Genomic DNA, 25,565 nt, shown 5'->3' on the forward strand with positions numbered 1-25,565 from the left:
ACCCCAAACACAGTAACAGGATACAGACTGTTTTTGAACCCGCTTAATTCAAAAACTATTGGAGCCGTTCAGTCTACTATCAGTGATTTTACCAAGGCCGACACCTTGCTCATATCGGCACGACCTGCCAGTTTTGGCTTGAGTAATGCCATTACTTTTCCCATTCTTCCGGGCGAAATATCCTCAATAGCAGCAATAGCATCTTTAACAATTACCTCAAGCTCAGTCTCGCTCAGTGGTTGTGGCATGTAGTGCTGCAACACTGTAATTTCCGCTTCTTCGATCACCACCAAATCATTCCGATCAGCCGCCACGTAATGCTTAATAGATTCCAAGCGCTGTTTGAGCATCTTTTCCAATACTGCAATTACTACCGCATCATCCACCTCAACGCGCTCATCAACCTCGCGCTGTTTTAATCCAGCCTGCAATAAACGCAGCGTATCACGACGCTGTTTATCCCCTGCGCGCATAGCGGCTTTCATATCATCAGCAATTTTTTGTTTTAAACTCATGACTGGAGATAGCGCAAGCGCAGTAATCCACTACATATATAACACGACATCAATATAATTTTTCAGGCAGCATCTGACTTCTTAATCGTTTATACGTCCGTTTGACTGCCGCCGCGTGTTTGCGTTTACGCACCGCTGTTGGTTTTTCATAAAATTCGCGCGCGCGCAAATCTGTAAGCAATCCAGTTTTTTCAATGGTGCGTTTAAAGCGCCGCATAGCGACTTCAAATGGTTCGTTTTCCTTAAGTTTAACAGTTGTCATAAAGTAATGATTCCTTCCGGCTTTCTTTAAATTGGGGGATCCCAGCGATTTTCATTTCTTGACCACTGCTTATTGGTCAAGGCTTTGAAAGCTGGCTAATATACCACCAATCGATCATTATGCGAAGCGTGACGATCAGCAAAGAAAAAATGAAGTACAAGCTATTGAAGAATAGCGTTTATCCCCTGATTATCTGCAAGCTGAATTACCTGCCTTTTGCCTGGATGTTAACAAACCTATTCACGCGGCAAGTCAGCACATAGAGACAGATTCAGTCTATTGCGATGATGACTGATCATTTCGATTACTATTTTCCTGCGGCCCCGGCAGGTCACCCGGCCACGTCGAAAAAGGAAACGGTCGCTGTTCACTGTTGAACGTCAGAAAAAGAATAATCTGATATTCATAAATCGCCAACTGACGACCCAGCCAAAGCAGCTGTTTATTCATCTGACCCGTGAAAGCAATGGCACCAAACTGAAATAAAGATACGGCGATAACCAGAAACTTTACTGCTCCCTGAATAAAAAAGAAGAGCAACATAAATAGCGCACGTATCCAGGTTTCACTTGCCTGTAGCCTTTGTTTAACTTCCTCTTTCATCATTACTTCCTTACAAAAGGTAATTTTTTGATGGGAATTGCTAAAGTGTGCTGCCAGTTTGCTTATCCAGAATGGTCAGTATTTCCCTAAGAAAATGCAGTGACCAGATAACGCCAAAACCAGTCACATCGGTACTGACTGCACCAAGCCCTCCCTTATGATTACAAGCAGATAAATCCAGATGTATCCAAGGTACATCCTCAACAAAATGTCGTAAAAAACAGGCCGCAAGAATATGATCATAATCACCCTCAATCATGCACTGTTTGATGTCAGCAATCTTACTTTCAAGATCAACTTCATAATCTTTGTCGACTGGAAAGACGCAAACCCGCTCGCCGCTGGTTTGGCCAACCATTACCGCATTTTGAGCCAAGTAATCACGATTGGTAAAAATACCACTGTATCGCGATCCCAGAGCAGTGATCAGGCTGCCAGTCAGCGTTGCGTAGTCAATAATTAAATCGGGTTTCTCCTTTGCAGCCAGTGCCAGCGTATCCGCCAGAACCAGCCTTCCTTCTGCATCGGTGTGCATAATTTCAATGGTCGTACCATTCAAGGCGGTAATCACATCATTTTGTTTGAATGCCTGCGGACCAATATGGTTTTGGGCAATGGCGAGCCAGCAATCGATATTAATTGGCAGATTCGAGCGCGTTGCCGCCAGCAGCACGCCCAGCGCCACCGCGGAACCATTCATATCCTCATGCATGCCATACATATATTTAGCGGGCTTAAGATTATGTCCACCGGTGTCAAAACAAATACCCTTTCCAACCAGCGCGATAGTTTTATCAGATTGCTCCTTGCCGATTCTTCTGCGTAAATGAACAATAGCTGCATCCTGCACAGGGCTGCCTTGCGCAACCGCAACAAAGGCCCCTGCACCCAGCTCACGCAACTGATCAAACGTATATTCTTCATATTGCCAGCTCTCACAGGCAGCAAGCTTCTTGATTTGCTCTCGATACGCACCAGGGCTCAGCTCATTGGGAGGCAATACTGTCAATCCCCTTGCCAAAAAATTTCCCTCTGCCTGTGCCCGCTGAATAAAAAATGCGTCCATATCTACAAACCCGTAGAGATGCATATGTTCAAGCGGTTTTTTTCCAGGTTGACGCTTGCGAACAGGCAGCCCCGCACCATTGATCCAGCCAATTGATACCGCCAACTCCGCCAATGATCGCTTTTGAGAAGCCAACCCATAAACGGCGATATGGACTTCGGCAGGGTTTTCTCCCAGCAATAATTGCCAGGCAGAACGCATGATGGTTTGCTGCTCGAAGATAGACTGATTCAGATCAATCATTACCCAAGCACATAATGCTCCATTCACCAAATTGGCCGATACCGGCTGCTCACTGATACTACTCAGTAATTTGTTACGGCGCGTTAATAAATCATGCAGGACTGATTCGCCAGGAAGCTGATATTTTTTCTGAATTTTGTCCGATTTTGGCAGCACAACCAGCAAATGTGTGGGTTTAACAGTATCGTCAATGGGGTTGTTATGTTGTGTCAGCGTTGCTAGCATGCATTTTCCAGTGGACAGAATATCCGGTAAGTAGAATACGACAAACCTTGTATTATAGCCATCTCACTTAAGAGTCAGGACTATTCATGCTTCAATATCAGAACTTGATGCGCCATGTACTAGTAAATGGCCGCAAAAAAACAGACCGAACTGGCACAGGTACTTTGTCAGTTTTTGGTTATCAAATGCGTTTTGATCTGGCAGCAGGGTTTCCGCTGGTTACCACCAAGAAGTGTCATGCACGATCGATCATTCATGAACTACTTTGGTTCCTGCGAGGCGAAACCAACATTCACTATCTCAAACAAAATGGCGTCTCTATCTGGGATGAATGGGCAGATAAACACGGTGACCTGGGGCCGGTTTATGGTCGTCAATGGAGATCCTGGACTACTTCCGATGGCACATCAATCGATCAGATTTCACAAGTTATCACCCAGATAAAAAAGAATTCAGATTCTCGTCGTCTACTGGTTTGTGCTTGGAATGTCGGTGATCTGGACAAAATGCGGCTGGCTCCCTGCCATGTAATATTTCAGTTTTATGTGGCGGATGGCAGACTCTCCTGCCAACTTTATCAGCGTAGCGCGGACATATTTCTCGGCGTGCCGTTCAATATTGCTTCTTACTCATTACTCACCATGATGGTTGCACAATGCTGCGGACTGCAACCTGGCGAATTCATTCACACCTTTGGCGATGCACATCTATACCTGAATCATCTCGATCAGGCACACGAACAGCTTCGTCGCGAACCAAAGACGCTGCCTACCATGACGCTTAATCCAGATATCACCAATATCTTTGCTTTCAACTATGATGATTTCACGCTGCACCATTATGATCCCCATCCCGCCATTCCAGCCCCGGTTGCGGTATGACATCACCTCATCTGGCCATTTTGGCTGCCGTTGCAACTAACCGGGTAATTGGCATCAACAATACCCTGCCCTGGCATTTGCCAGCCGATCTAAAACACTTTAAGGCTTTAACCCTCGGACAGATCGTAGTGATGGGGCGCCGCACATTCGAATCAATTGGCCGACCTTTGCCAGAGCGCACCAATGTTGTGCTTACCCGCCAGCAGAATCTGGTACTGCCCGGAATTGTTACAGCCCAATCAATTCATGATGTACTCGGTCAGTTTGCAAATGACCCACGCTCTATATTTATTATTGGCGGCGCACAGATTTATCAAGACAGCCTGCCGTTATGTCAGAGGCTCTATCTGACTGAAATTCAACAACCATTCGTGGGGGATACCTTCTTTCCGGTATTGAATGGCAACGAATGGCGCGAGCTCTCCCGTATAGTCAACCACGACAGTTCAGGTATCGTGCCAGAGTTTCACTTCGTTGTGCTGGAACGAAATTACTGAGTACTGCGAGTTTCACCAACATCATTACGTATTAACTGATTTACCTTCCAGTCGCGATCCGTAACTGCCGCTGCTTTTTAACCATCCCCTATTTTTTAGAGTGGGCTTTCAACATGACCACAAAAAATCATAACCAAGATTATTAGTTTTCAAGCTTATTTCTGAGAACGGCATTGACCTGTGCAGGATTTGCCTGACCTTTGGAGAGTTTCATAATCTGACCAACCAGCGCATTGAAAGCTTTTTCCTTACCAGCACGAAAATCTGTTACCAGTTGGGGATGCGCGACCAGAGCATCATCGATCATTTTCTCGATCAATGTATTATCCGATATTTGATTTAGCCCCTTGGCGGCAATAATATTGTCAGCTGTACTGTTACTATTTTTCCATAAATCATCAAAAACAGTTTTAGCAATTTTGCCGGAGAGCGTGCCATCAGTCACACGTCTTAACAGCCCGGCCAATTGCTGACTACTGACCGGACATTCACTGATCTCAATACCTTCCTGATTGAGTCGCTTGCTAACTTCTCCCATCACCCAGTTGGCGCACAGCTTGCCTTGACTCGGCAATAAATCCAGGGCACGTTCGAAATAATCGGAAATTTCACGACTACCTGTCAATACAGCCGCATCATAACTGGATAGCCCAAAGTCATGGCAGTAACGATCACGCCGGGCCTCGGGCAATTCGGGCAATTCTTGTCGGATACGGTTGATCCATTCGTCAGGGATAACTACTGGCAGCAAATCCGGATCGGGAAAATAACGGTAATCGTGTGCATCTTCCTTGCTGCGCATAGTGCGGGTTTCATTCTTTGTCGAATCATACAAACGAGTTTCCTGAATGATGCGCCCACCATCCTCCAGAATATCAATTTGCCTTGCAACTTCGTAATCAATTGCCTTCTCCAGAAAACGGAAAGAGTTGAGATTCTTGATCTCACAACGGGTGCCGAGCTTCTCCGAACCCATGGGACGCACCGAAACGTTGGCATCACAACGGAATGAGCCTTCCTGCATGTTGCCATCACAGATACCGATCCAGCGCACGAGGGAATGCAGAGATTTGGCATAAGCAACGGCCTCAGCGCTGCTGCGCATATCTGGTTCGGAGACAATTTCCAGTAATGGCGTGCCCGCGCGATTCAGATCGATCCCGGTCATGCCATGAAAATCCTCATGCAAGGATTTTCCGGCATCTTCTTCCAGATGCGCGCGTGTCAGACGAATGGTTTTCTCACCATTTTCCAGCAAAACCTTGACATGCCCGCCTTCGACGATAGGATCATCAAGCTGGCTGATCTGATAGCCTTTGGGTAGATCCGGGTAAAAATAATTTTTGCGTGCAAAAATAGATGGGGAATTGATCCGGGCATTGATCGCGAGTCCAAAGCGTATTGCTCGCTCGACCGCACCCAGGTTCAGTACTGGCAATACGCCTGGCAGCGCCAGATCTACCGCACAGGCCTGGGTATTAGGTGGCGCACCGTATGCGATGGCAGCCCCTGAAAAAATCTTGGACTGAGTTGAAAGTTGTGTATGTACTTCAAGGCCAATGACGATTTCCCATTGCATGTTATTTGTATCCTTTTGCCAGCAAATATCAGTAATAGCTTAGACTGCGCCTAATATGTGAAATGTGCAGCCGCTGCGAGCGTACAGTATTTCAATCCCATTTTCAAACGTAAAAAATGCTAAAAACAATCTTTTATAATTCGAAGGAGCGTATTCATGGAAGGTCAAAACATCGTTAACCGCAATATTGAAGTATTGTTTATGCCAATACGTGTAGGTGCAATAGAATTGCCCAACCGCGTGGTGATGGCACCGTTGACTCGTAACCGTGCCGGTGCGGGCAATACACCTACTGATCTCAACGCTCAATATTACGCCCAGCGCGCAACAGCCGGTCTGATTATCGCCGAAGCCACGCAGATCTGCCCCGAGGGACAAGGGTATATCGCCACACCGGGAATTTATTCCTCCGAGCAAATAGCGGGATGGAAAAGAGTAACTGCCGCTGTTCATGCCAAGGGCGGGCGCATCGTACTGCAGCTGTGGCATGTAGGCCGTATTTCCCATACTTCATTGCAACCGGATGGCAAGGCACCGGTTGCGCCCTCGGCGATTCGCGCTCATGCCAAGGTTTTTACTGCGGAAGGGTTTGTTGATGTTTCTACGCCACGGGCGCTGGCATTGAGTGAAATTCCGGATCTGGTTAAGACATATCGACAGGCAGCGGTCAATGCCAGAGAAGCCGGATTCGATGGGGTTGAAATTCATGCGGCCAACGGCTATTTGCTCGATCAGTTCTTGCGCGACCAAACCAATCAGAGAAATGACGCATATGGTGGCAGTATCGAAAATCGTATCCGGTTATTGTCAGAGGTATGCGAGGCCGTGGCCGGTGCAATAAATGCCGATCGCGTTGGTGTGAGATTGTCGCCATTGACTTCGTTTGGCGATATCGCCGACAGCAACCCTCAAATATTGTTCAATCGGGTGGTGGCGCGTCTTTCGGAATTGAGAATCGCCTATGTTCACGTCATCGAGGGTGAAACGGGGGGCGACCGCAATCCACAACCGTTTGATTATGTCGCCATGCGTGGATCATTTTCTGGCGCGTGGATCGTCAACAATGGCTATGACCGGACCATGGCGATCGATGCGGTTGCCAGTGGGCGGGCAACTGCCATAGGGTTTGGCAGTTTGTTCATCGCCAACCCGGATCTGCCACGGCGGCTACGTGAGAACGCCGCGCTCAATTCGCCTGATCCCGCCACCTTCTACGGGGGCAGCGCGCAGGGTTACACCGATTATCCTGCGCTGGAATAAGTGGTTGAAGCGAGACCGGTCTATTATGAAGAATGAACTAAATAGCAGGCTCGCGCTGATGCCAATCAGTTACTTGTTGATAAGCATGTGCGACATTCAGCATGCGGGATTCCTGAAAATAATTGCCAATGATATGCAGTCCCACTGGCCGATTCTTCTCGCCAAACCCGACAGGAATTGACATACCAGGCAATCCAGCCAGATTGACGCCACTGGTGTAGATATCTGACAGGTACATCTGGATAGGATCGTCATTTTTTTCACCAATATCGAAAGCAACAGCCGGTGAAGTCGGACCCATGATCAGGTCACATTGCTTGAATGCCTCCTGAAAATCATTAGCAATCAAACGACGCAATTTTTGCGCCTGCAGATAATAGGCATCATAGTAGCCATGTGATAGCACATAAGCACCAATTAGAATACGGCGCTTGACTTCCGCGCCAAATCCCTGCGTGCGGGTTTTGCGGTACATGTCCTCGAGATCACGGTATTCAGCCGCCCGATAACCATAACGCACACCATCAAAGCGAGAAAGGTTGCTGGAAGCTTCGGCAGGCGCCAAAACGTAATAGACCGGTATAGCAAGATTACTGTTTGGCAGGGAAATATCTACGAACGTCACACCCAGTTTGCGATATTCCGCAAAAGCGGTTTCGATAGCACGGGCAACATCGGCTGTCAGGCCATGACTAAAAAATTCACGGGGCAATCCAACACGTAAATTATTGACAGGCTCTGCCAGCGCACCAGTGTAATCCTCAGTTTTACGCTGCAAACTGGTCGAATCACGCTCGTCAAATCCCACCATAGCATTCAACAGCAGCGCCAGATCTTCCGCTGATTTTGCCATCGGGCCACCCTGATCAAGACTGGATGCAAAAGCGATCATACCGTAACGCGACACCAATCCATATGTAGGCTTGATGCCGCTGATACCACATAATGCGGCTGGTTGACGAATAGAACCTCCGGTATCCGTACCAGTGGCTGCTGGCGCCATTCTCGCTGCAACGGCACTGGCAGAACCTCCAGAACTGCCACCGGGAACGGCAGCGATATCCCAGGGATTCCTGACCGGCCCGTAAAACGAAGTCTCGTTGCTGGAGCCCATCGCAAATTCATCCATATTGGTTTTTCCCAGATTAACCATACCCGCCTGATTAAGGCGAGCGACAACAGTCGCATCATAGGGAGACACAAAGTTGGACAACATTTTCGAACCACAGGTGGTCAACCAGCCCTGAGCACAAAAAATATCCTTTTGCGCGATCGGTATCCCAGTGAGTGGCGTATTTCGCCCAGAAGCAATCATTTCATCTGCCTGCTTTGCCCGAATCAGGCTTTTTTCCTCGTCCAGCGTAATAAACGCATTAAGCTGTGGATTAAGGGCGTTAGTACGATCCAGGAAAATCTGAGTCAACTCGGTGCTGGAGATTTTTTGTGCGGCAAGTAACGCAGATAATTGCTTGAGACTGGCATTAAGCATGGTGATCAATCAATAAGTCAGGATAGGGTAGGAAATAAACTCAGGAACTCAAACACTATTCAATCACTTTAGGCACCAGATAAAGTTCTGCTTCAACCTGGGGGGCGATGGACTGAAATAACTGACGCTGATCAGTTTCTGTGACCTGATCCTCCCGCAAGCGTTGTACCATATCCTGCGCATGACTCATTGGAGCAACGCCGGTCGTATCAACCTGCTGCATCTGCGCGATCAGATCAAAAATAGCGGATAACTGCTTCAGCGTCTGCTGCGCTTCCTGCTCGCTGGTTTCAATCTGCGCGAGCTTGGCGGTACGGTTGATATCATCGATGGAAAGAGTCATTTTTATCAGAATTTATTATCAATAATTAATCCGTTATACCAATCATATTTTCGGCAAAGTAACGCCCTGCTGAAACTGATATTTACCACTGCGATCCTTGTAAGAAGTTTCACAAACCTCATCAGATTCAAAAAAAATAACCTGTGCAACCCCTTCATTGGCATAAATTTTGGCCGGCAAAGGCGTCGTATTGGAAAACTCCAGGGTAACGTAACCCTCCCATTCCGGCTCAAACGGCGTGACGTTAACGATAATACCGCAACGCGCATAAGTTGATTTACCAAGACAGATTGTTAAAATATTACGCGGGATGCGAAAATATTCGACGGTACGCGCGAGAGCGAATGAATTGGGTGGAATGATACAGATATCACCCTTGACGTCCACAAAAGAATTAGAATCAAAACATTTCGGATCAACGATGGTGGAATTAATATTAGTGAACAGCTTGAATTCGTCTGAGCAGCGGATATCATAACCATAACTCGACGTGCCATAGGAGACGATACTTTGGCCATCTTTCTGCTTGATCTGGTTGGGTTCAAATGGCTCGATCATGCCAAATTCGCCAGCCATTTTTCGAATCCATTTATCAGATTTAATCGTCATATCGATTACTTAATTATCTTCCATGATGATTTCGGCAAAAACTGCCGAATTATCCTTGGCAAGCTGTGAAATTCTGGCAGCCACCCGACGCGCAATCAGTCGATAGATTTCACTAATCTGACTATCCGGTTCTGCGACCACGCTTGGCTTTCCAGAATCGGTATGCTCGCGGATCCGGATATCGAGCGGTAAGCTGCCGAGTAATTCCACGTTGTAGTCACGACACATTTTTTCACCCCCCCCCGTACCAAATATCGGTTCGGTATGACCACATTGTGAGCAGGTATGCAGACTCATGTTTTCAACGATCCCCAAAATCGGGATGCCGACTTTCTCAAACATCTTCAGCCCCTTGCGCGCGTCGAGCAACGCAATGTCCTGAGGCGTTGTAACAATGACTGCGCCGGTTACCGGTATTTTTTGCGCAAGCGTAAGCTGGATATCACCCGTACCGGGCGGCAGATCAATGACCAGATAATCCAGATCCTGCCAGCGGGTATCATTGAGTAATTGTTGCAGTGCTTGCGTAACCATCGGGCCGCGCCAGACCATTGGGGTTTCTACATCGATCAAAAGACCGATCGACATCATCTGGATACCATGCGCCCGCATCGGCTCTATGGTTTTGCCGTCGGGTGAATCGGGACGACCGCTAACCCCCAGCATTTGCGGCTGGGATGGCCCGTAAATATCTGCATCCAGCAGACCAACCGTAGCGCCTTCAGCAGCGAGTGCCAGCGCAAGATTGACTGCAGTTGCAGATTTGCCGACCCCTCCCTTGCCAGAGGCAACCGCAATAATATTCTTGACACCAGGAAGCAGTTTCAGATTGCGTTGCGCACCATGTGCGTCGATATTGCAGTCAATTCTGACGGTTATCGCGCCAATACCTGGAATGGTCTGCAAAACCTGTTTAATTTGCTGTCTTGTCGTTTCCAGTACACTTCTGGCCGGATAACCAAGCTCAATCGTAACGGCAACATCATCATTCTGTTCGATTTGAATGTCGCGAACCGCCTTGCTGGTAACGTAATCTTCGTTAGTGACGGGATCAACAACTGCTTTGAGCGTAGTTTCAATTTGTGAATGCGTAATAGTCAAGTCAGATTTTCCTAAATATAACAAATGGCAGATGCTAGCAAATATCGGGCGGCGGCGTTGTATTCAGTTGTTTGTTACAATCACCGCATGATAACTCTTCTGACTGATGATTCTAACCAAACCGGCCTGCTATGACCAGACGTAAAATTCTCGTAACTTCTGCGTTACCCTACGCAAATGGCAGTATTCATCTTGGCCATCTGGTTGAATATATCCAGACGGATATCTGGGTGCGTTTCCAGAAATTGCGCGGACACCAGGTACATTATGTATGCGCAGATGATACCCATGGCACACCTATCATGCTGCGTGCCGAGAAAGAAGGTCTACTTCCCGAAACCCTGATTACTCGCGTACATGGTGAACATTTGCGCGATTTTACTGGTTTTTATGTCCACTTCGATAATTATTACAGCACGCACTCCCCAGAGACGCGTGAATATGCTGAAACAATCTATCAACGACTAAAAGCTGCGGGTTTGATCAGCGTGCGCGCCATTGATCAGCTATTCGATCCGGTCAAGAATCTTTTCCTGCCAGATCGCTATGTCAAGGGAGAATGTCCAAAATGTAGCGCTGCCGATCAATACGGTGATTCCTGCGAAGCATGCGGCGCAGTTTACATGCCTACAGAACTAAAAAACCCGTATTCCGCCATCTCAGGCGCCACGCCGGTTAAAAAAGCCTCCCAACATTACTTTTTCAATTTATCTGATAACCGCTGTGTTGATTTTCTGCGGCAATGGACACGCGAGGCGGATCATTTGCAACCGGAAGCCGCCAACAAAATGCACGAATGGCTGGGAGAAGTCGGAGAAAATAAACTCTCGGACTGGGATATTTCACGTGATGCGCCCTATTTTGGCTTTGAGATTCCAGGTGAGACCGGTAAGTATTTTTATGTCTGGCTGGATGCGCCGGTAGGTTACATGGGCAGTTTCAAAAATCTTTGCCAACAGCAGGGACTGGATTTTGACGAGTACTGGCGAGAAGAGTCGACTACCGAGCTCTATCACTTCATCGGCAAGGATATTCTGTATTTTCATGCCTTATTCTGGCCGGCGATGCTGAAGAATGCCGACTATCGCACCCCAACGCAGATTTTTGCCCATGGATTTCTCACCGTCAATGGTGAAAAAATGAGTAAATCGCGCGGTACTTTTATTACTGCGGAAAGCTATTTGCAGCTGAATCTGAATCCCGAATGGCTGCGTTATTATTATGCGGCCAAGCTTAATGGCTCCATGGAAGACATCGACCTTAATCTGGAGGATTTTGTCGCACGCGTCAATGCGGATCTGATCGGGAAATTTATCAATATTGCAAGTCGCTGCGCCGGTTTCATTCACAAGCAGTTTAATGGTATGCTGGTATCCGGAGAGGATTACCGACACATGCAAGCCATGGTTGATCAGCACTTCGGTCACTGGCAGCCCCCCCTCATCGAAGCGGCATTTGAAGCACGTGATTTTGCCGCAGCCATGCGCTTGATCATGAAATATGCTGATGAAGTCAACGAATTAATTCATAAACTTGCACCGTGGGAAATTGCCAGGGATGGCACACGCGGGGATGAGCTGCATCGCGCCTGCAGCCTGGGAATCCAGATGTTTTATCTACTCTCGGGCTATCTGAAACCGGTTCTACCAGCAATGACGGAAAAAATCGAACACTTTCTCAATGCTTCAACACGCAACTGGGCAGCGCAAAATGAAGCAACCGCCTTATCCGCCATGCTGTTGCCCGCCAACCATAAGATCAATCCCTATCAACACCTGATGACACGAATCGATTCCAAGCAAATCGAGGCTTTAGTAACAGCTAACCGGCAAGCAGAACAGTCCGACACGGATAAACACTCCCGGGTTCGGCATGCGGAAGCACAGCAGCATGAGGAACAACGGCAAAATACCTGCAGCCCCATTGCTGAAACCATTTCTATTGAAGATTTCAGCAAGATAGATTTACGCATTGCTCGTATCATTCGCGCCGAGCAGGTGCAAGGTGCGAAAAAACTGGTGAAATTGACGCTGGACATTGGTATGGAGCAACGCACCGTATTTGCCGGCATCAAATCGGCTTATATGCCCGAACAACTGGAGGGCAGATTGACGGTGGTAGTGGCTAATTTAGCTCCGCGCCAGATGAAATTTGGCTTATCGGAGGGAATGGTGCTTGCAGCGAGTAATGGCAATGGTGAGGACGGTCTATATCTGCTCGCGCCAGACGAGGGGGCGAAGCCGGGAATGCAGGTTAAGTAAACGATCTCAACTGCAGTCAGAAAGCAGAAAACCACCCGAGCCGCTCAAAGGGTGATCCTCTACCTTGCTGATTACCACAAAAACTAGTGAAGAAGTTTCGTTGGGTCTTGTCCTTCTTTCAGACAGTTTCCGTTACCATCTATGCCAAATTCACAATCTTTGTTACTTGCTTCTGGATCACCCATGTTTGATTGTCCTCCACAGGCGGTCAATGTCAATGCTACTAAAGTGGCGGCAAATATTGATAATTTCATCACGTTAAGCTCCTTTGTTAGATTTACCATAACCTTGGTTAGGCTTTTTTAGTATACAACATAAAATATTAATGGTTCAGCTAACAATGAAGAGAAGTATACATTTACGTCAAACCGTGGAATGGCAACAAACCAAGAAAATATCAGAAATAACAATGGCAAGATGTGCATTCTATTCAGAATCCCGCTCTTAAACTCTGCCCCGTTTTTTCAGGATATTCCCATTAGTTAAAAATAAGATCGGGTAGCAAGCATTTTTCTTCGGAATTTACTTGCGCATTATTTTGTGTATTATGTTTCGCTGTTATTCTTAAAGACACCTATCCAACAAGCACCTGAATTCATTAACCAACATTATGTAAGGTTTGAATAAAATAAATATGAGTGATTTTCTCTTTACTTCCGAGTCTGTGTCTGAAGGCCATCCAGACAAAGTAGCTGACCAGATATCAGATGCCGTACTTGATGCCATTCTGGCGCAGGATCCTCACGCTCGGGTTGCGTGTGAAACCATGTGTAGTACCGGGCTGATTGTTCTATCCGGTGAAATCACGACCCATGCAACCATTGATTACAATGTCATTCCCAGGGAGGTCGTACGCAATATCGGCTATACCAGCTCAGAAATTGGATTTGATGCTACAACCTGCGCAGTATTGACTGCATTTAATAAACAGTCTCCCGATATTGCTCAGGGTGTGGATCGCAGCAAGGAAGAAGAAATGGAGCAGGGAGCAGGAGACCAGGGACTGATGTTTGGTTACGCCTGTGACGAAACACCGCAGTTGATGCCCATGCCGATTTTTTACGCGCATCGCCTCGTTGAGCAACAAGCAAAGATGCGGAAAAATGGTACGCTCCCCTGGCTGCGACCGGATGCCAAATCCCAGGTATCGGTACGTTATCGAGATGGCGTGCCGCAACACATTGAAACAGTTGTTATCTCTACCCAGCATGATCCCGACGTCACTTATGCCGATCTCAGGGAAGGCGTGATCGAAGAGATTATCAAACCCGTGCTGCCAGCAACAATGCTTAGCGACCATATTCAATATCTGGTCAATCCGACCGGCAGGTTTGTCGTTGGTGGTCCAATGGGAGACTGCGGCTTGACCGGGCGCAAGATTATTGTTGATACCTATGGCGGTACTGCGCATCATGGTGGTGGCGCATTTTCCGGAAAAGATCCTTCCAAGGTCGATCGTTCCGCTACTTACGCTGGTCGTTATGTCGCCAAAAATATTGTCGCCGCCGGGCTGGCAAAAAGATGTGAAATTCAGGTGGCTTATGCCATCGGTGTAGCCAGGCCAGTATCGCTCATGGTACAAACTTTTGGTACCGGTAAAATTAGCGATGAAAAACTGGCGGAGCTGGTGAGCCGTCATTTTGACCTGCGTCCGCGCGCCATTATTCACGAACTGGATCTGTTACGTCCAATCTACGGAAAAACAGCGGCTTACGGTCATTTTGGCCGGGAAGAACCTGAATTTACCTGGGAAAAAACTCAACTTGCCAAACAATTGCAGGCCGACACAAGCATGTAATATCTGACAGATTACCCGTTTTTATCCTGTGCCGAGGAGCGCTGCAGCGTGCTATTAACGTGAGGCTCGCACAGGATATTCAAGCAACAACGGCGCTCTTTTATCATGATGGAGATGTGAAATGAGTGCAGTAATCAACCCGAAATCTGCTAATAACCCGTTTGCCGATTATAAAGTTGCCGATATGTCGCTGGCGGAGTGGGGTAGAAAAGAAATTGCCATTGCAGAGACTGAAATGCCAGGTCTAATGGCGTTGCGCGAACAATATGCCGGTCAGAAGCCATTGGCTGGAGCGCGAATTGCCGGTTCGCTGCACATGACGATACAAACAGCGGTATTGATCGAAACGCTGATCGAACTGGGTGCGGAAGTTCGCTGGGCTTCGTGCAATATCTTTTCTACGCAGGATCACGCCGCTGCGGCTATCGCTGCACGAAATATTCCGGTCTTCGCCTACAAGGGTGAATCGCTGGAAGACTACTGGGATTACGCACATCAAATTTTTGAATGGTCAAATAATAGTTCGCAAACTGCCAATATGATTCTGGATGATGGTGGAGATGCAACCTTACTGCTTATCCTGGGCAGCAGGGCTGAAAAAGATCCATCTGTTATTGCCCATCCTGCCAATGAAGAAGAACAAGTGTTATTTGCTTCCATCAAAAAACGATTGGCGAGTCAAGCTGGCTGGTATTCACGTAATCTCGCCAATATTCAAGGTGTGACTGAAGAAACCACCACGGGTGTGCATCGTCTGTACGAGATGGAGAAAAAAGGTGAATTGCCGTTTCCTGCGATCAATGTCAATGATTCTGTAACCAAATCCAAGTTTGACAATCTTTATGGCTGTCGTGAGTCCCTGGTAGATGGCATCAAACGTGCGACCGATGTGATGATTGCCGGAAAAATTGCGATCGTTTGCGGCTATGGTGATGTCGGCAAAGGTTGTGCGCAATCATTGCGTGGCCTGGGTGCGACGGTATGGGTTACGGAGATTGATCCAATCTGCGCCCTGCAGGCTGCAATGGAAGGCTTTCGCGTAGTTACCATGAATGATGCCTGTGATAAAGCAGATATTTTTGTGACGGCAACCGGCAATTTGCGTGTCATCGCTCACGATCACATGATCAAGATGAAAAACCAGGCCATTATTTGCAATATTGGGCACTTTGATTCAGAAATCGACATTGCTTCAATCCAGAAATATACGTGGGAAAATATTAAACCGCAGGTTGACCATGTCATCTTCCCCTCGGGACGGCGCATCATTGTCCTGGCACAAGGACGGCTGGTGAATCTGGGTTGTGCAACGGGTCATCCTTCATTTGTCATGTCGAGTTCGTTCACCAATCAGGTGCTCGCACAAATTGAGCTCTGGACCAGAGGGAAAAACTATCAGCAGAAAGTCTATGTGCTGCCTAAACATCTGGATGAAAAGGTAGCGCGTTTGCATCTGGAAAAACTAGGCGTCAATTTGACGGAACTCACCGACGAACAGGCAACCTATCTGAATTTGGACAAGAGCGGCCCTTATAAACCGGAAACTTATCGTTACTGATATTTTCATCTGTGATACCAGCCAGCGCGCAACCCCGGCGCTGGCATCCGCTTACAAAGGCATCTTATGCTGTCCCAAAAAAAATTCCCACCCACATTCAGTTTCGAATTCTTTCCACCTCAAACAGAAGAAGGACAGCAGAAACTTCGAGCTACGCGGACACAGCTTGCACAATTTGGCCCGAAATTCTTTTCGGTTACCTTCGGTGCGGGTGGTTCCACACGTGACCGTACCCTGGCTACGGTGCTGGAAATACAGGCGGAAGGGCACCCCGTTGCTCCACATCTATCCTGTATTGGCTCGACACGTGAGAATATCCGTACCATTCTCGAAACCTATCGCGCACATGGTGTAACCCATCTAGTCGCATTGCGCGGTGATCTGCCCTCGGGTATGGCGCAAGCCGGTGAATTTCGTTACGCCAACGAGCTGGTGGCGTTTATTCGAAAAGAGTTTACTGACGTATTTCAAATCGAAGTCGCTGCGTACCCCGAGTATCACCCCAATGCGCGCTCGGCTCAGGAAGATTTTACTAATTTCAAACGTAAGGTAGAAGCGGGGGCGAATGCCGCTATCACACAGTTTTTTTATAATGCTGATGCCTACTTTCACTTTATTGATATGTGCGAATCAGCCCACCTTGATATTCCCATTGTGCCGGGCATCATGCCGATTGGTAATTTCTCTCAGCTGACACGCTTTGCCGATGGCTGTGGCGCAGAAATTCCGCGCTGGATTCGCCGTAAGATGGAAGGATTTACCGATGATACTGCTTCCATCCAGGCATTCGGGCTGGATGTTGTGACGGCATTATGCAATCGTCTGCTAGAGGCCGGGGCACCCGGACTGCATTTCTATACCCTCAATTCTGCCGTGCTGCCAACCAAACTCTGGCAGCGCCTGTCGTTATAAATTGCAGCCCGAATTTACGTTTTACTGGCACGATTATGAGACCTTCGGTACAGATCCCGCCTGGGATCGTCCAGCCCAGTTTGCGGGTATCCGCACGGATAGAGCACTCAATGAAATAGACGACCCGCTCGTCATTTATTGCAGGCCGCCTCATGATCGTCTGCCACAGCCAGAAGCCTGTCTGCTGACAGGCATCACCCCCCAGCTTGCTGAAGCAGAAGGGTTAATCGAACCTGAATTTATCGCGCGTATTCATAAACAACTGGCGCAGCCGGGAACCTGCGCGCTTGGTTACAACACGCTCCGCTTCGATGATGAAGTCACCCGCTACGCGCTCTATCGCAACTTTTATGACCCTTACGCACGCGAATGGCAGCAGGGCAATTCACGCTGGGATCTGATCGATCTGGTACGCATGGCTTATGCCCTTCGCCCAGAAGGAATCAACTGGCCATGTCATGAAAATGGCAAACCCAGTTTCCGGTTGGAAGATTTGGCTAAAGCCAATGGACTTATTCATGACAGCGCGCACGATGCGCTTTCCGACGTGCGTGCAACCATTGCTCTTGCAAGGTTGATCAGGGCACAACAGCCGCGCTTGTACGATTGGCTGCTTGAACTGCGCGACAAACGGAAAGCGGCCAGGTTGATCGATCTGAAAAAGCACACGCCGCTGGTACATACCTCACGAATGTACCCAGCCGAAACCGGTTGCACTACCCTGGTCATGCCAATGCTGCCCGAATCTGGCAATGCAAACAGCATCCTAGTGTACGATCTGCGTCACGATCCTTCCAAATTTCTGATGCTGGATGCAGCCACATTGGCAGAACGTCTGTTCACATCGAATACGAATTTGCCGCCTGAAGTATCACGCTTGCCGGTAAAAGCCATCAGGCTCAACAAATGTCCGGCATTGGCACCACGAAATATTCTCGACAAACAAACTTCCGGTCGCATCAAACTGGATATCGATCAATGCCTGCAGCATGCGCAGATATTGTCTGGCGAACAGGATTTTATGCTGCGTGTATTGCAAGCCTATACCAACCACACATTTGAGGTTACCCGCGATGTCGAGCTTGCTCTATACGAGGCATTCATCTGCGATGGAGACCGTGCCCTGCTATCCGGTGTGCGGGCAGCTCCTCCCAACGAACTTGCCGGTTACACCAACAAATTTCAGGATGACCGCTATCCGGAACTATTATTTCGCTATCGCGCCCGCTACTGGCCACAAACCCTATCACATGAGGAGAAAATTCGCTGGCAGGCCTATTGTCAACAACAGCTGAGCGAGCAAGAAAGGATGACCCGCCATACGCTCTCCAGTTATCAGCTGCAACTGGTGCAACTACGCCAGCAATCACCGCAGGAGCTATCCTCCATCAATGCAAGGATACTTGATGATTTGGAAGCCTGGGGTGCAGCACTCGCCCGAGAAACTGGAGTAAACACCAGACTGACGAATAATTAAATTCTATAGCACGATCAAGATGACACGGAAAAGCCGTTAAGTCTTACCAGGATTCCATGCAACAGTTTAATCGGCATAGGGAGCCTCCGTTCTTAGTGCAACATAGCTCAATCCCTCTTTTCCGATAATCGCGGTATAACTTCCCGCTCCCATTACCCATCCCCTCACTTGAATCGAATTTGGTTTAGAACATATTCCTTATAAGCGACTCATTTTCCTTCTCCTGCATTGTTAATCACAATATGATTCATTGACACTTAGCAGGCTTTCCAATTCGACTGGTGACCCGCCATTTTCGTTGGTGGCAAGCCTGCTAACCCCAATATACATACCACCAACATTATGAAAATGATGAAATTAGTTATATTCACCCCAATTTACCAGGTCCGTTAATACCGGATTATGCTTCGCTAATCCAGCCCCCTCCGGCTTTTTATGTGGACGAGTGTAAAATACCCGACATTTATACGGTATTGGGGCGTTTGTTTATTCCACTGGGTTGATGCCGAAACGTGTACAACAAACACTGTTGGGATTCAATGACCATATTGACCAATAAAATTTATAGCGTAGTATACCCACCGGGTGTTTTCTTTCAGTGAACTCTAATTTATATAGGGATTTTCCCCTTCTTCTTTTATGTTTATCAGCACGCTTGATTTATTCAAAATTGGTATTGGTCCGTCCAGCTCCCACACGATGGGGCCTATGGCTGCAGCGAATACTTTTCGTGACGAAATCAAGCAATATGCTTTGCAAGACATTAACCACGGTCACTATCACGTTCATTGTACGTTAAAGGGTTCTCTGGCATTTACCGGCAAGGGACACGCGACCGATCGCGCAGTGACGCTTGGCCTGCATGGATACAACCCTGCATTGCTGGTAAAGCAGGATGTTCATGCATTGACAACCTCTCTCTGGACAAAAGATACGCTTGTACTCGATATTGATAAACGAGTCACCTTTCAGCCAGATGACGACATCGTCTTTGACAAAAGTGATCCCTTACCCCAGCACCCTAACGGAATGATTTTCACCTTGTCCGATGAGCACGGGAACACCATTCTCTCCAGAATCTATTTTTCGATTGGAGGGGGGTTTATCTGTACGCTTGCAGAAATCGATCATCTGCACGCCCCCCTCAAGATGGAATCAAATCGAATTTGTCCATGGCCATTCGATTCTGCGCGCAGCATGCTTGAAATGTCTCAGCAAAGCGGCCTATCCATTGCCGAAATGAAACGTGCCAACGAATTAACCACCATGACGGCGACAGCACTCGATGACGGATTGAACAATCTCTGGCAGGCAATGCGTGACTGCATCGAGCGTGGACTGGCTACTCAAGGCCGATTACCCGGGGGGCTCAATATCCGGCGACGTGCGCATGATCTGTTTGCACAATTGCAGACTTACCCCGAAAAAGCCACACTTAACGATTGGCTGTGTGCCTATGCCATGGCGGTTAACGAAGAGAATGCAGCCGGTCATATGGTCGTGACTGCGCCCACCAATGGCGCTGCGGGGGTCATTCCTGCAGTTCTGTATTATCTGCTGCAGCACGAACAGGGCACACATCAGCAAATTCAAGATTTCTTACTCACAGCTGCCGCAATTGGTGGATTGATCAAACATCGCAGTTCTATCTCGGGAGCAGAAGTCGGTTGCCAGGGCGAAGTTGGTTCAGCTGCAGCCATGGCAGCGGCCGGATTATGTGCTGCGCAAGGTGGCACTACTGAACAAGTTGAAAATGCTGCTGAGATTGCGCTTGAACATCATCTGGGCATGACCTGTGATCCGGTCGGAGGGCTAGTACAGGTACCCTGCATTGAACGCAACGGTTTTGGCGCCATCAAGGCACATACCGCTGCTTCTCTCGCCCGACGAGGATCCGGACAACATTTTATGCCGCTGGACAGCTGCATCGCCGCCATGAAGCAGACTGGTCTGGAGATGTCACATAAATATAAAGAAACCTCGCTTGGGGGACTGGCTGTCAGCATCACTGAATGCTAATCCATAGTTTTTTGTAACAGCCGTTCTCTCCTCCCTTTCTGATACTCTCATTTTATTCACATTACAATTCATTCATGCTAGCAAAAGAATCTACCGAACCACTTGAAATCATCGAGCTGGACAATCACCGAAAAATCACTATTCTGGGAACAGCGCATGTCTCACAAGCCAGCGCGGATAAAGTAAAAGAATTAATTGCCACTCAGGCATTTGACGCAATAGCGGTCGAATTATGCCCGAGTCGTTACAAGGCGATCATTGAACCCGATCAACTGGCCAAAATGGATCTGTTTCAGGTTATTCGGCAAGGGCAGGCTTACATGGTAGCAGCCAGCCTCGCGCTCGGTGCTTTCCAGCAACGCATGGCGGAGAGCATGGGTATTGAGCCTGGCGCGGAAATGCGTACCGCAATCCGGGATGCGCAAGCTGCTAACTTGCCAGTGATACTGATTGACCGCGAGATTGGCATTACATTGAAACGGATTTATCATAATTTCCCGTGGTGGCAACGATTTGGGCTTTTCGGTGGATTACTCGCCAGTATTATCAGTCGCGAAACGCCCAGTGCTGAAGAAATAGAACGGCTCAAGGAAGGGGACGTGCTGGAGAGTACTTTCTCACAGCTTGCAGAAAATCAACAGGATTTATATCAGCCACTGATTGCCGAACGCGACCAGTACATGTCTGCGCGCCTGTTACAGGAAATAACACAAAGCCAGCATCAGCATACGCTGGCCATTATCGGCGCCGGACACATGCAGGGGATTGGCAAGCTGTTGCGCTCGCCTGATCCGCGATCACCCAATGAGGTTATCAAGGAGCTTGATGTGGTTCCACAACGCAGCCGCTGGATGCAGTATGTGCCATGGGTAATTGTCGCGTTGATCCTGACCGGTTTTTTTCTCGGGTTTCAGCGTAGCCCGGAAATTGGGCTGGCAATGGTAATCGACTGGGTACTGATTAATGGGGGATTATCCGCACTGGGTGCGCTCATCGCCTTAGCACACCCATTAACGATTATTACGGCCTTCCTGGCCGCCCCTCTGACTTCACTGAATCCCATGGTAGGCGCTGGCATGGTTGCCGCAGCAGCAGAGGTGTATTTGCGAAAACCCAAAGTCAGCGATTTCATGCGGTTGAGGCACGACACCATCCGGCTGAGTGGCTGGTGGAAAAATCAGGTGACGCGCACCCTGCTGGTTTTCCTCCTGGCATCTTTTGGCTCAGCCATCGGCACCTATGTAGCAGGATTTCGCATTTTTGACCGACTCAGTGGCAGCTGAATCTCCTTGTCTCATTCGCAGCAGCAGAAATCAAAATCAGCCGTTTTATGCTTCGCTACTTCGAAAATCTGATCAACCCTTTTCCACCTGAGCAGCCGACTGAACCCCCGAGTACGCTGCTTCAGTTTTGCCGTCATTACACAAGGGGAATCGAGCGATTTCTGTTGCTGCTGGCTTTCTTCACCTTCTGCCTTGCGGTTGGTGAGGCCATGCTGTTTGGGGTATTAGGCACCATTGTTGACTGGCTGGCTGTCAAGCAGCCTCAATTTTTTCTGCAGGAAGAAGCTACTTCCCTGCTGGGGCTATCGTTGTTCATTCTGGTATTGATGCCAGTACTGGTATTTTTTCATTCACTGTTTTTGCATCAGACATTGATGGGCAACTTCCCCATGATCGTGCGCTGGCAGGCGCATCGCTATTTACTTGATCAGAGTTACCATTTCTTTCAGAACGAGTTCAGTGGCCGCGTCGCCACCAAGGTCATGCAAACTTCGCTGGCAGTGCGTGAATCCGTTATCAAAACCCTTGATGTCATGCTGTTTGTGTCGGTTTATCTGACCACTGCCCTGCTATTGATCGCCAACGCCGATTTACGCCTGTGTCTGCCCCTGATCATCTGGCTGATCGTCTACAGCTATATCCTTTATTATTTCATTCCCAAGCTGCGCCATATCTCCAAACTCCAGGCGGACACACGTTCCAGCATGACCGGGCGCATCGTCGACAGCTACGCCAATATTCTAACCCTCAAGCTTTTTTCGCATACGCGGCGTGAATCCGACCACGCACGCCATACCATGCAGCAGTTTCTCGATACGGTACACCCACAGATGCGGCTGGTTACCTGGCTGACCACCTGTGTCTGGCTCAATAACATGCTGTCCCTATTTTCGATTGGCACACTGGGCATATATTTATGGATGGATAACAGCATCAGCACTGGCGCTATCGCCATTGCACTGAGTCTTGCCATCCGCCTGACCGGTATGTCGCACTGGATTATGTGGGAAATCGGGGACTTGTTTGAAAATATCGGCATCGTACAGGATGGCATGAACATGCTGGCCAAGCCCCATGCTGTCGTCGATCAACCCCATGCTTCATCACTGAACGTCGCCAGCGGTGCAATCGACTTCAATCAGGTAGGGTTCACCTACCATCAATCCATGACCGGTGAAGAACACCAGATTTTTAATGGGCTATCGCTTCATATCAAGGCAGGTGAGAAGGTCGGTATTGTTGGCCCATCAGGTGCCGGAAAATCAACCCTGATTAATCTGCTGTTACGTTTTTATGATATTCAGCAAGGCAGCATCAGTATCGATCAACAGGATATCCATATCGTCACGCAAGACAGTCTGCGCGCCAATATCGCGATTGTGACGCAGGATACGTCGCTGCTGCACCGATCGATTCGTGAGAATATCCTGTTTGGCAGGCCAGACGCCAGTGAGGTGGAGATGATTGCTGCCGCACAACATGCGCATGCCCATGAATTTATTCAATCACTGGTTGACAGTAAGGGACGCCGAGGCTATGACGCCATGGTCGGGGAACGTGGCGTCAATCTCTCTGGCGGGCAACGCCAGCGTATTGCGATCGCTCGTGTGCTGCTGAAGAACGCACCCATTCTGATTCTGGATGAAGCCACTTCCGCGCTGGATTCGGATATAGAAGCCAGCATCCAGCAAAGTCTGCATGAACTCATGCAGAACAAAACCGTCATTGCCATCGCGCACCGTCTATCCACCATCGCGGCGATGGACAGGCTCATCATCATGGACAAAGGCCAGATCATCGAACAAGGCAGCCATTCAGAATTGCTCTCGCATGACGGGCTGTATGCCAGACTCTGGAATCGTCAATCTGGTGGATTTCTCGGTCACATTGATTCTGCAGGACAGCACAGGAACAATGGATGACCACCATGTTTTTCCAGCTTTTTGGTGGAATTGGCCTGTTTCTGATGGGGATGATATTGCTCACCGACGGTCTCAAATCCATGGCAGAAAAAGCATTGAGCCGTGCGTTGAGACGCTTCACTGGCACACCTTATAAGGCATTTGCTTCCGGGGCGCTGGTAACGCTGCTGGTGCAGTCTTCCAGTGCAACCATCGTCACTCTGATCGGTTTTGTCAGCGCCGGGTTGCTTACTTTCCCACAGACCATTGGCGTGGTCATCGGCGCGAGCCTCGGCACAACCGGAACTGGCTGGATGATTTCAGTGCTGGGCTTGAAAATCAGCCTGGGGTTTTACGCCCTACCCCTGGTTGGTATTGGTGCGCTGTTGCGATTACTTTCCCAAGGCACAGGACGTGCGCTAGGTCTCTCTTTGGCAGGTTTTGGACTGATTTTCATAGGAATCGATACGCTGCAAAATGGCATGCATATTTTGGCCGAAGCATTTGATTTATCGATTTTGCCTTCCAGTGGAGTAACGGGGTATCTGATTATCGTAGCGATCGGTACGTTGATGACGATAGTCATGCAATCTTCCAGCGCGGCTGCCGCCACAATACTTACCGCCCTGCATACTCACGCCATCAATTTCGACCAGGCGACGCTACTGGTTATTGGTGCGGCAATCGGCACCACCATCACTGGCGCGCTCGCCGCCATCGGCAGCAATATCTCCGCCCAACGCACTGCGCTGGCGCATATCACCTTCAACCTGGCAACCGGCATCATCGCCCTGTTGTGTCTGCCATGGCTACTTGCTTTCATTATTTTTTTGCAGCAAACGATTGCGCTCGCACCGGGAGCCATCAGCCTGGCGGCTTTTCATACTTTGTTCATTCTGCTCGGCGTGGTTATCTTTCTGCCGTTCAACCGCACATTTTCCCATTGGATCGAACGTATTTTGCCTGAGCAAGAGCCGAGACTAACCCGCCACCTTGGCGATACCCTGCTTCAGGCACCGGCAGTGGCACTAGAATCCACACGCCGCACACTGATCGAAATCACACTGTCAATCAACAAACTGCTGCTGGATATGCTGGGCAGCAGTGTTGCCCGTATCAATGAGCGCGAACGTAACGACATCCGGCAGGCCCTGGATATCGCCCAGCGTTTTTTCAGCAAAATTCCGCCCGTGGATGAAAATGAAACCCTGTCACATGCGCGTGTTCACCAACTGCATGCGATTGACCATCTCATCCGTTTATTTAAGCGTCTGGATTTATCGCCCGGTGAACGCGGCATGCTTTTTCAACCCCTGTTACAGCCTGAATTAACACAATGTCAACAAGCGCTTGAACTGATTCATCAGGGCCTGCTCGATCGCGCACCAGCAGACTGGTTGCGCAAAATAAGCGCACAGGCGCAGGCACTGGCGGATATGCGTCGTGACAGCCGTTTGGGAATTCTGCATGAGACGGCCATCGGGCGACGCGGCCCTTCCGATGCGCTCGATGCGCTTGACGCAGTACGCTGGCTGGAAAGGGTGACGTATCACAGCTCGCGTCTTTGCTATTATCTGGCAGAAGAAAATGCGCATGACACGGAGGCAGAAATTGTGGAAGTTTTGCCACAAACCTCGCTGGATGAGTAGCACAAAATTACCAGAAAACCCCTCTGTAAATAGT

General features: G+C 48.6%; 22 protein-coding genes and 1 riboswitch. Of the genes, 12 read left to right on the forward strand and 10 right to left on the reverse strand.

Translation table 11 applies throughout. The annotated features are described in order from the left end of the window. Positions 1 to 68: 68 nt before the first annotated feature. The 4 genes from IPG31_06210 to IPG31_06225 form a co-directional block, all read right to left on the reverse strand. On the reverse strand, positions 69 to 515 hold the full coding sequence (locus IPG31_06210) for a GatB/YqeY domain-containing protein (GenBank protein ID MBK6617964.1): 447 nt from the start codon (positions 513 to 515) through the stop codon (positions 69 to 71). A 49-nt stretch (positions 516 to 564) separates the two neighbouring features. Next, positions 565 to 777, reverse strand: a complete 213-nt coding sequence (locus IPG31_06215) for a 30S ribosomal protein S21 (GenBank protein MBK6617965.1) — start codon at positions 775 to 777, stop codon at positions 565 to 567. Between the two features lie 276 nt (positions 778 to 1,053). Then, positions 1,054 to 1,380 (reverse strand): DUF4389 domain-containing protein, encoded by a 327-nt coding sequence (locus tag IPG31_06220; GenBank protein MBK6617966.1) that lies wholly within the window; start codon positions 1,378 to 1,380, stop codon positions 1,054 to 1,056. Between the two features lie 40 nt (positions 1,381 to 1,420). Next, entirely contained in the window at positions 1,421 to 2,914 is a 1,494-nt protein-coding gene (locus tag IPG31_06225; GenBank protein ID MBK6617967.1) for a leucyl aminopeptidase family protein, read from the reverse strand. 86 nt (positions 2,915 to 3,000) lie between these two features. Between IPG31_06225 and IPG31_06230 the strand changes: the two genes are divergently transcribed. Both IPG31_06230 and IPG31_06235 read left to right on the forward strand, forming a co-directional pair. Further along, entirely contained in the window at positions 3,001 to 3,795 is a 795-nt protein-coding gene (locus IPG31_06230) for a thymidylate synthase (GenBank protein MBK6617968.1), read from the forward strand. Continuing rightward, the gene (locus tag IPG31_06235) at positions 3,792 to 4,292 is read left to right on the forward strand and encodes a dihydrofolate reductase (GenBank protein ID MBK6617969.1); all 501 of its coding nucleotides are present in this window, start codon (positions 3,792 to 3,794) and stop codon (positions 4,290 to 4,292) included. Before IPG31_06230 ends, IPG31_06235 begins: the two co-directional genes overlap by 4 nt. A 142-nt stretch (positions 4,293 to 4,434) precedes the next feature. Here IPG31_06235 and gatB read toward each other — a convergent pair whose 3' ends face one another. Next, on the reverse strand, positions 4,435 to 5,871 hold the full coding sequence (gene gatB, locus IPG31_06240) for an Asp-tRNA(Asn)/Glu-tRNA(Gln) amidotransferase subunit GatB (GenBank protein ID MBK6617970.1): 1,437 nt from the start codon (positions 5,869 to 5,871) through the stop codon (positions 4,435 to 4,437). Between the two features lie 156 nt (positions 5,872 to 6,027). Here gatB and IPG31_06245 point away from each other — a divergent pair, with 156 nt between their 5' ends. Next, a complete protein-coding gene (locus IPG31_06245) occupies positions 6,028 to 7,131 on the forward strand; it encodes an alkene reductase (GenBank protein ID MBK6617971.1) in 1,104 nt (367 codons plus the stop codon). A 37-nt stretch (positions 7,132 to 7,168) separates the two neighbouring features. Here IPG31_06245 and gatA read toward each other — a convergent pair whose 3' ends face one another. From gatA to apbC, 4 genes are read right to left on the reverse strand one after another with little or no spacing between them, the layout of a single operon-like run. Then, positions 7,169 to 8,620: an Asp-tRNA(Asn)/Glu-tRNA(Gln) amidotransferase subunit GatA gene (gene gatA, locus IPG31_06250; protein ID MBK6617972.1), complete on the reverse strand. Its 1,452-nt coding sequence runs from the start codon at positions 8,618 to 8,620 to the stop codon at positions 7,169 to 7,171. Positions 8,621 to 8,675: 55 nt separating this feature from the next. Then, positions 8,676 to 8,963, reverse strand: coding sequence for an Asp-tRNA(Asn)/Glu-tRNA(Gln) amidotransferase subunit GatC (gene gatC, locus IPG31_06255; GenBank protein ID MBK6617973.1), 288 nt, complete (start codon positions 8,961 to 8,963; stop codon positions 8,676 to 8,678). Positions 8,964 to 9,005: 42 nt separating this feature from the next. Then, entirely contained in the window at positions 9,006 to 9,572 is a 567-nt protein-coding gene (locus tag IPG31_06260) for a dCTP deaminase (GenBank protein ID MBK6617974.1), read from the reverse strand. Between the two features lie 9 nt (positions 9,573 to 9,581). Beyond that, positions 9,582 to 10,673, reverse strand: coding sequence for an iron-sulfur cluster carrier protein ApbC (gene apbC, locus IPG31_06265; protein MBK6617975.1), 1,092 nt, complete (start codon positions 10,671 to 10,673; stop codon positions 9,582 to 9,584). Between the two features lie 131 nt (positions 10,674 to 10,804). Between apbC and metG the strand changes: the two genes are divergently transcribed. Then, on the forward strand, positions 10,805 to 12,934 hold the full coding sequence (metG, locus tag IPG31_06270; protein ID MBK6617976.1) for a methionine--tRNA ligase: 2,130 nt from the start codon (positions 10,805 to 10,807) through the stop codon (positions 12,932 to 12,934). 83 nt (positions 12,935 to 13,017) lie between these two features. Here metG and IPG31_06275 read toward each other — a convergent pair whose 3' ends face one another. Beyond that, positions 13,018 to 13,188 carry a hypothetical protein gene (locus IPG31_06275; GenBank protein ID MBK6617977.1) on the reverse strand — a complete coding sequence of 57 codons (171 nt, stop codon included), beginning with the start codon at positions 13,186 to 13,188 and terminating at the stop codon, positions 13,018 to 13,020. A gap of 380 nt (positions 13,189 to 13,568) precedes the next feature. On the opposite strand from IPG31_06275, the gene IPG31_06280 reads away from it, so the two are divergent. The 8 genes from IPG31_06280 (at position 13,569) to IPG31_06315 (ending at position 25,531) form a co-directional block, all read left to right on the forward strand. Continuing rightward, a complete protein-coding gene (locus tag IPG31_06280) occupies positions 13,569 to 14,732 on the forward strand; it encodes a methionine adenosyltransferase (protein ID MBK6617978.1) in 1,164 nt (387 codons plus the stop codon). A gap of 26 nt (positions 14,733 to 14,758) precedes the next feature. Further along, a riboswitch (S-adenosyl-L-homocysteine riboswitch) is annotated at positions 14,759 to 14,837 on the forward strand. A gap of 16 nt (positions 14,838 to 14,853) precedes the next feature. Next, a complete protein-coding gene (locus tag IPG31_06285) occupies positions 14,854 to 16,290 on the forward strand; it encodes an adenosylhomocysteinase (protein ID MBK6617979.1) in 1,437 nt (478 codons plus the stop codon). Positions 16,291 to 16,356: 66 nt separating this feature from the next. Beyond that, entirely contained in the window at positions 16,357 to 17,202 is an 846-nt protein-coding gene (metF, locus tag IPG31_06290) for a methylenetetrahydrofolate reductase [NAD(P)H] (protein MBK6617980.1), read from the forward strand. 1 nt (position 17,203) lies between these two features. After that, complete coding sequence (gene sbcB, locus IPG31_06295; protein MBK6617981.1) at positions 17,204 to 18,679, forward strand: exodeoxyribonuclease I; 1,476 nt, start codon at positions 17,204 to 17,206, stop codon at positions 18,677 to 18,679. Positions 18,680 to 19,318: 639 nt separating this feature from the next. Next, on the forward strand, positions 19,319 to 20,698 hold the full coding sequence (locus tag IPG31_06300) for an L-serine ammonia-lyase (protein MBK6617982.1): 1,380 nt from the start codon (positions 19,319 to 19,321) through the stop codon (positions 20,696 to 20,698). Between the two features lie 74 nt (positions 20,699 to 20,772). Continuing rightward, the gene (locus IPG31_06305) at positions 20,773 to 21,981 is read left to right on the forward strand and encodes a TraB/GumN family protein (GenBank protein MBK6617983.1); all 1,209 of its coding nucleotides are present in this window, start codon (positions 20,773 to 20,775) and stop codon (positions 21,979 to 21,981) included. A 47-nt stretch (positions 21,982 to 22,028) separates the two neighbouring features. Further along, positions 22,029 to 23,903, forward strand: coding sequence for an ABC transporter ATP-binding protein (locus IPG31_06310; protein MBK6617984.1), 1,875 nt, complete (start codon positions 22,029 to 22,031; stop codon positions 23,901 to 23,903). Continuing rightward, positions 23,900 to 25,531, forward strand: coding sequence for a Na/Pi cotransporter family protein (locus IPG31_06315; protein ID MBK6617985.1), 1,632 nt, complete (start codon positions 23,900 to 23,902; stop codon positions 25,529 to 25,531). Before IPG31_06310 ends, IPG31_06315 begins: the two co-directional genes overlap by 4 nt. Positions 25,532 to 25,565 lie beyond the last annotated feature (34 nt).

The organism is Nitrosomonas sp., from assembly GCA_016703745.1.
Lineage (GTDB): Bacteria > Pseudomonadota > Gammaproteobacteria > Burkholderiales > Nitrosomonadaceae > Nitrosomonas.

Coding starts and splice junctions, on each gene's coding strand:
- IPG31_06215 (MBK6617965.1), bottom strand. CDS start 777: ATGACAACTGTTAAACTTAAGGAAAACGAACCATTTGAAGTCGCTATG.
- metF (MBK6617980.1), top strand. CDS start 16,357: ATGCTGTCCCAAAAAAAATTCCCACCCACATTCAGTTTCGAATTCTTT.
- IPG31_06310 (MBK6617984.1), top strand. CDS start 22,029: ATGCTTCGCTACTTCGAAAATCTGATCAACCCTTTTCCACCTGAGCAG.
- IPG31_06305 (MBK6617983.1), top strand. CDS start 20,773: ATGCTAGCAAAAGAATCTACCGAACCACTTGAAATCATCGAGCTGGAC.
- IPG31_06280 (MBK6617978.1), top strand. CDS start 13,569: ATGAGTGATTTTCTCTTTACTTCCGAGTCTGTGTCTGAAGGCCATCCA.
- IPG31_06260 (MBK6617974.1), bottom strand. CDS start 9,572: ATGACGATTAAATCTGATAAATGGATTCGAAAAATGGCTGGCGAATTT.
- IPG31_06230 (MBK6617968.1), top strand. CDS start 3,001: ATGCTTCAATATCAGAACTTGATGCGCCATGTACTAGTAAATGGCCGC.
- IPG31_06235 (MBK6617969.1), top strand. CDS start 3,792: ATGACATCACCTCATCTGGCCATTTTGGCTGCCGTTGCAACTAACCGG.
- IPG31_06245 (MBK6617971.1), top strand. CDS start 6,028: ATGGAAGGTCAAAACATCGTTAACCGCAATATTGAAGTATTGTTTATG.
- IPG31_06300 (MBK6617982.1), top strand. CDS start 19,319: ATGTTTATCAGCACGCTTGATTTATTCAAAATTGGTATTGGTCCGTCC.
- gatA (MBK6617972.1), bottom strand. CDS start 8,620: ATGCTTAATGCCAGTCTCAAGCAATTATCTGCGTTACTTGCCGCACAA.
- IPG31_06275 (MBK6617977.1), bottom strand. CDS start 13,188: ATGAAATTATCAATATTTGCCGCCACTTTAGTAGCATTGACATTGACC.
- IPG31_06315 (MBK6617985.1), top strand. CDS start 23,900: ATGACCACCATGTTTTTCCAGCTTTTTGGTGGAATTGGCCTGTTTCTG.
- IPG31_06210 (MBK6617964.1), bottom strand. CDS start 515: ATGAGTTTAAAACAAAAAATTGCTGATGATATGAAAGCCGCTATGCGC.
- metG (MBK6617976.1), top strand. CDS start 10,805: ATGACCAGACGTAAAATTCTCGTAACTTCTGCGTTACCCTACGCAAAT.
- IPG31_06225 (MBK6617967.1), bottom strand. CDS start 2,914: ATGCTAGCAACGCTGACACAACATAACAACCCCATTGACGATACTGTT.
- gatB (MBK6617970.1), bottom strand. CDS start 5,871: ATGCAATGGGAAATCGTCATTGGCCTTGAAGTACATACACAACTTTCA.
- gatC (MBK6617973.1), bottom strand. CDS start 8,963: ATGACTCTTTCCATCGATGATATCAACCGTACCGCCAAGCTCGCGCAG.
- IPG31_06220 (MBK6617966.1), bottom strand. CDS start 1,380: ATGAAAGAGGAAGTTAAACAAAGGCTACAGGCAAGTGAAACCTGGATA.
- IPG31_06285 (MBK6617979.1), top strand. CDS start 14,854: ATGAGTGCAGTAATCAACCCGAAATCTGCTAATAACCCGTTTGCCGAT.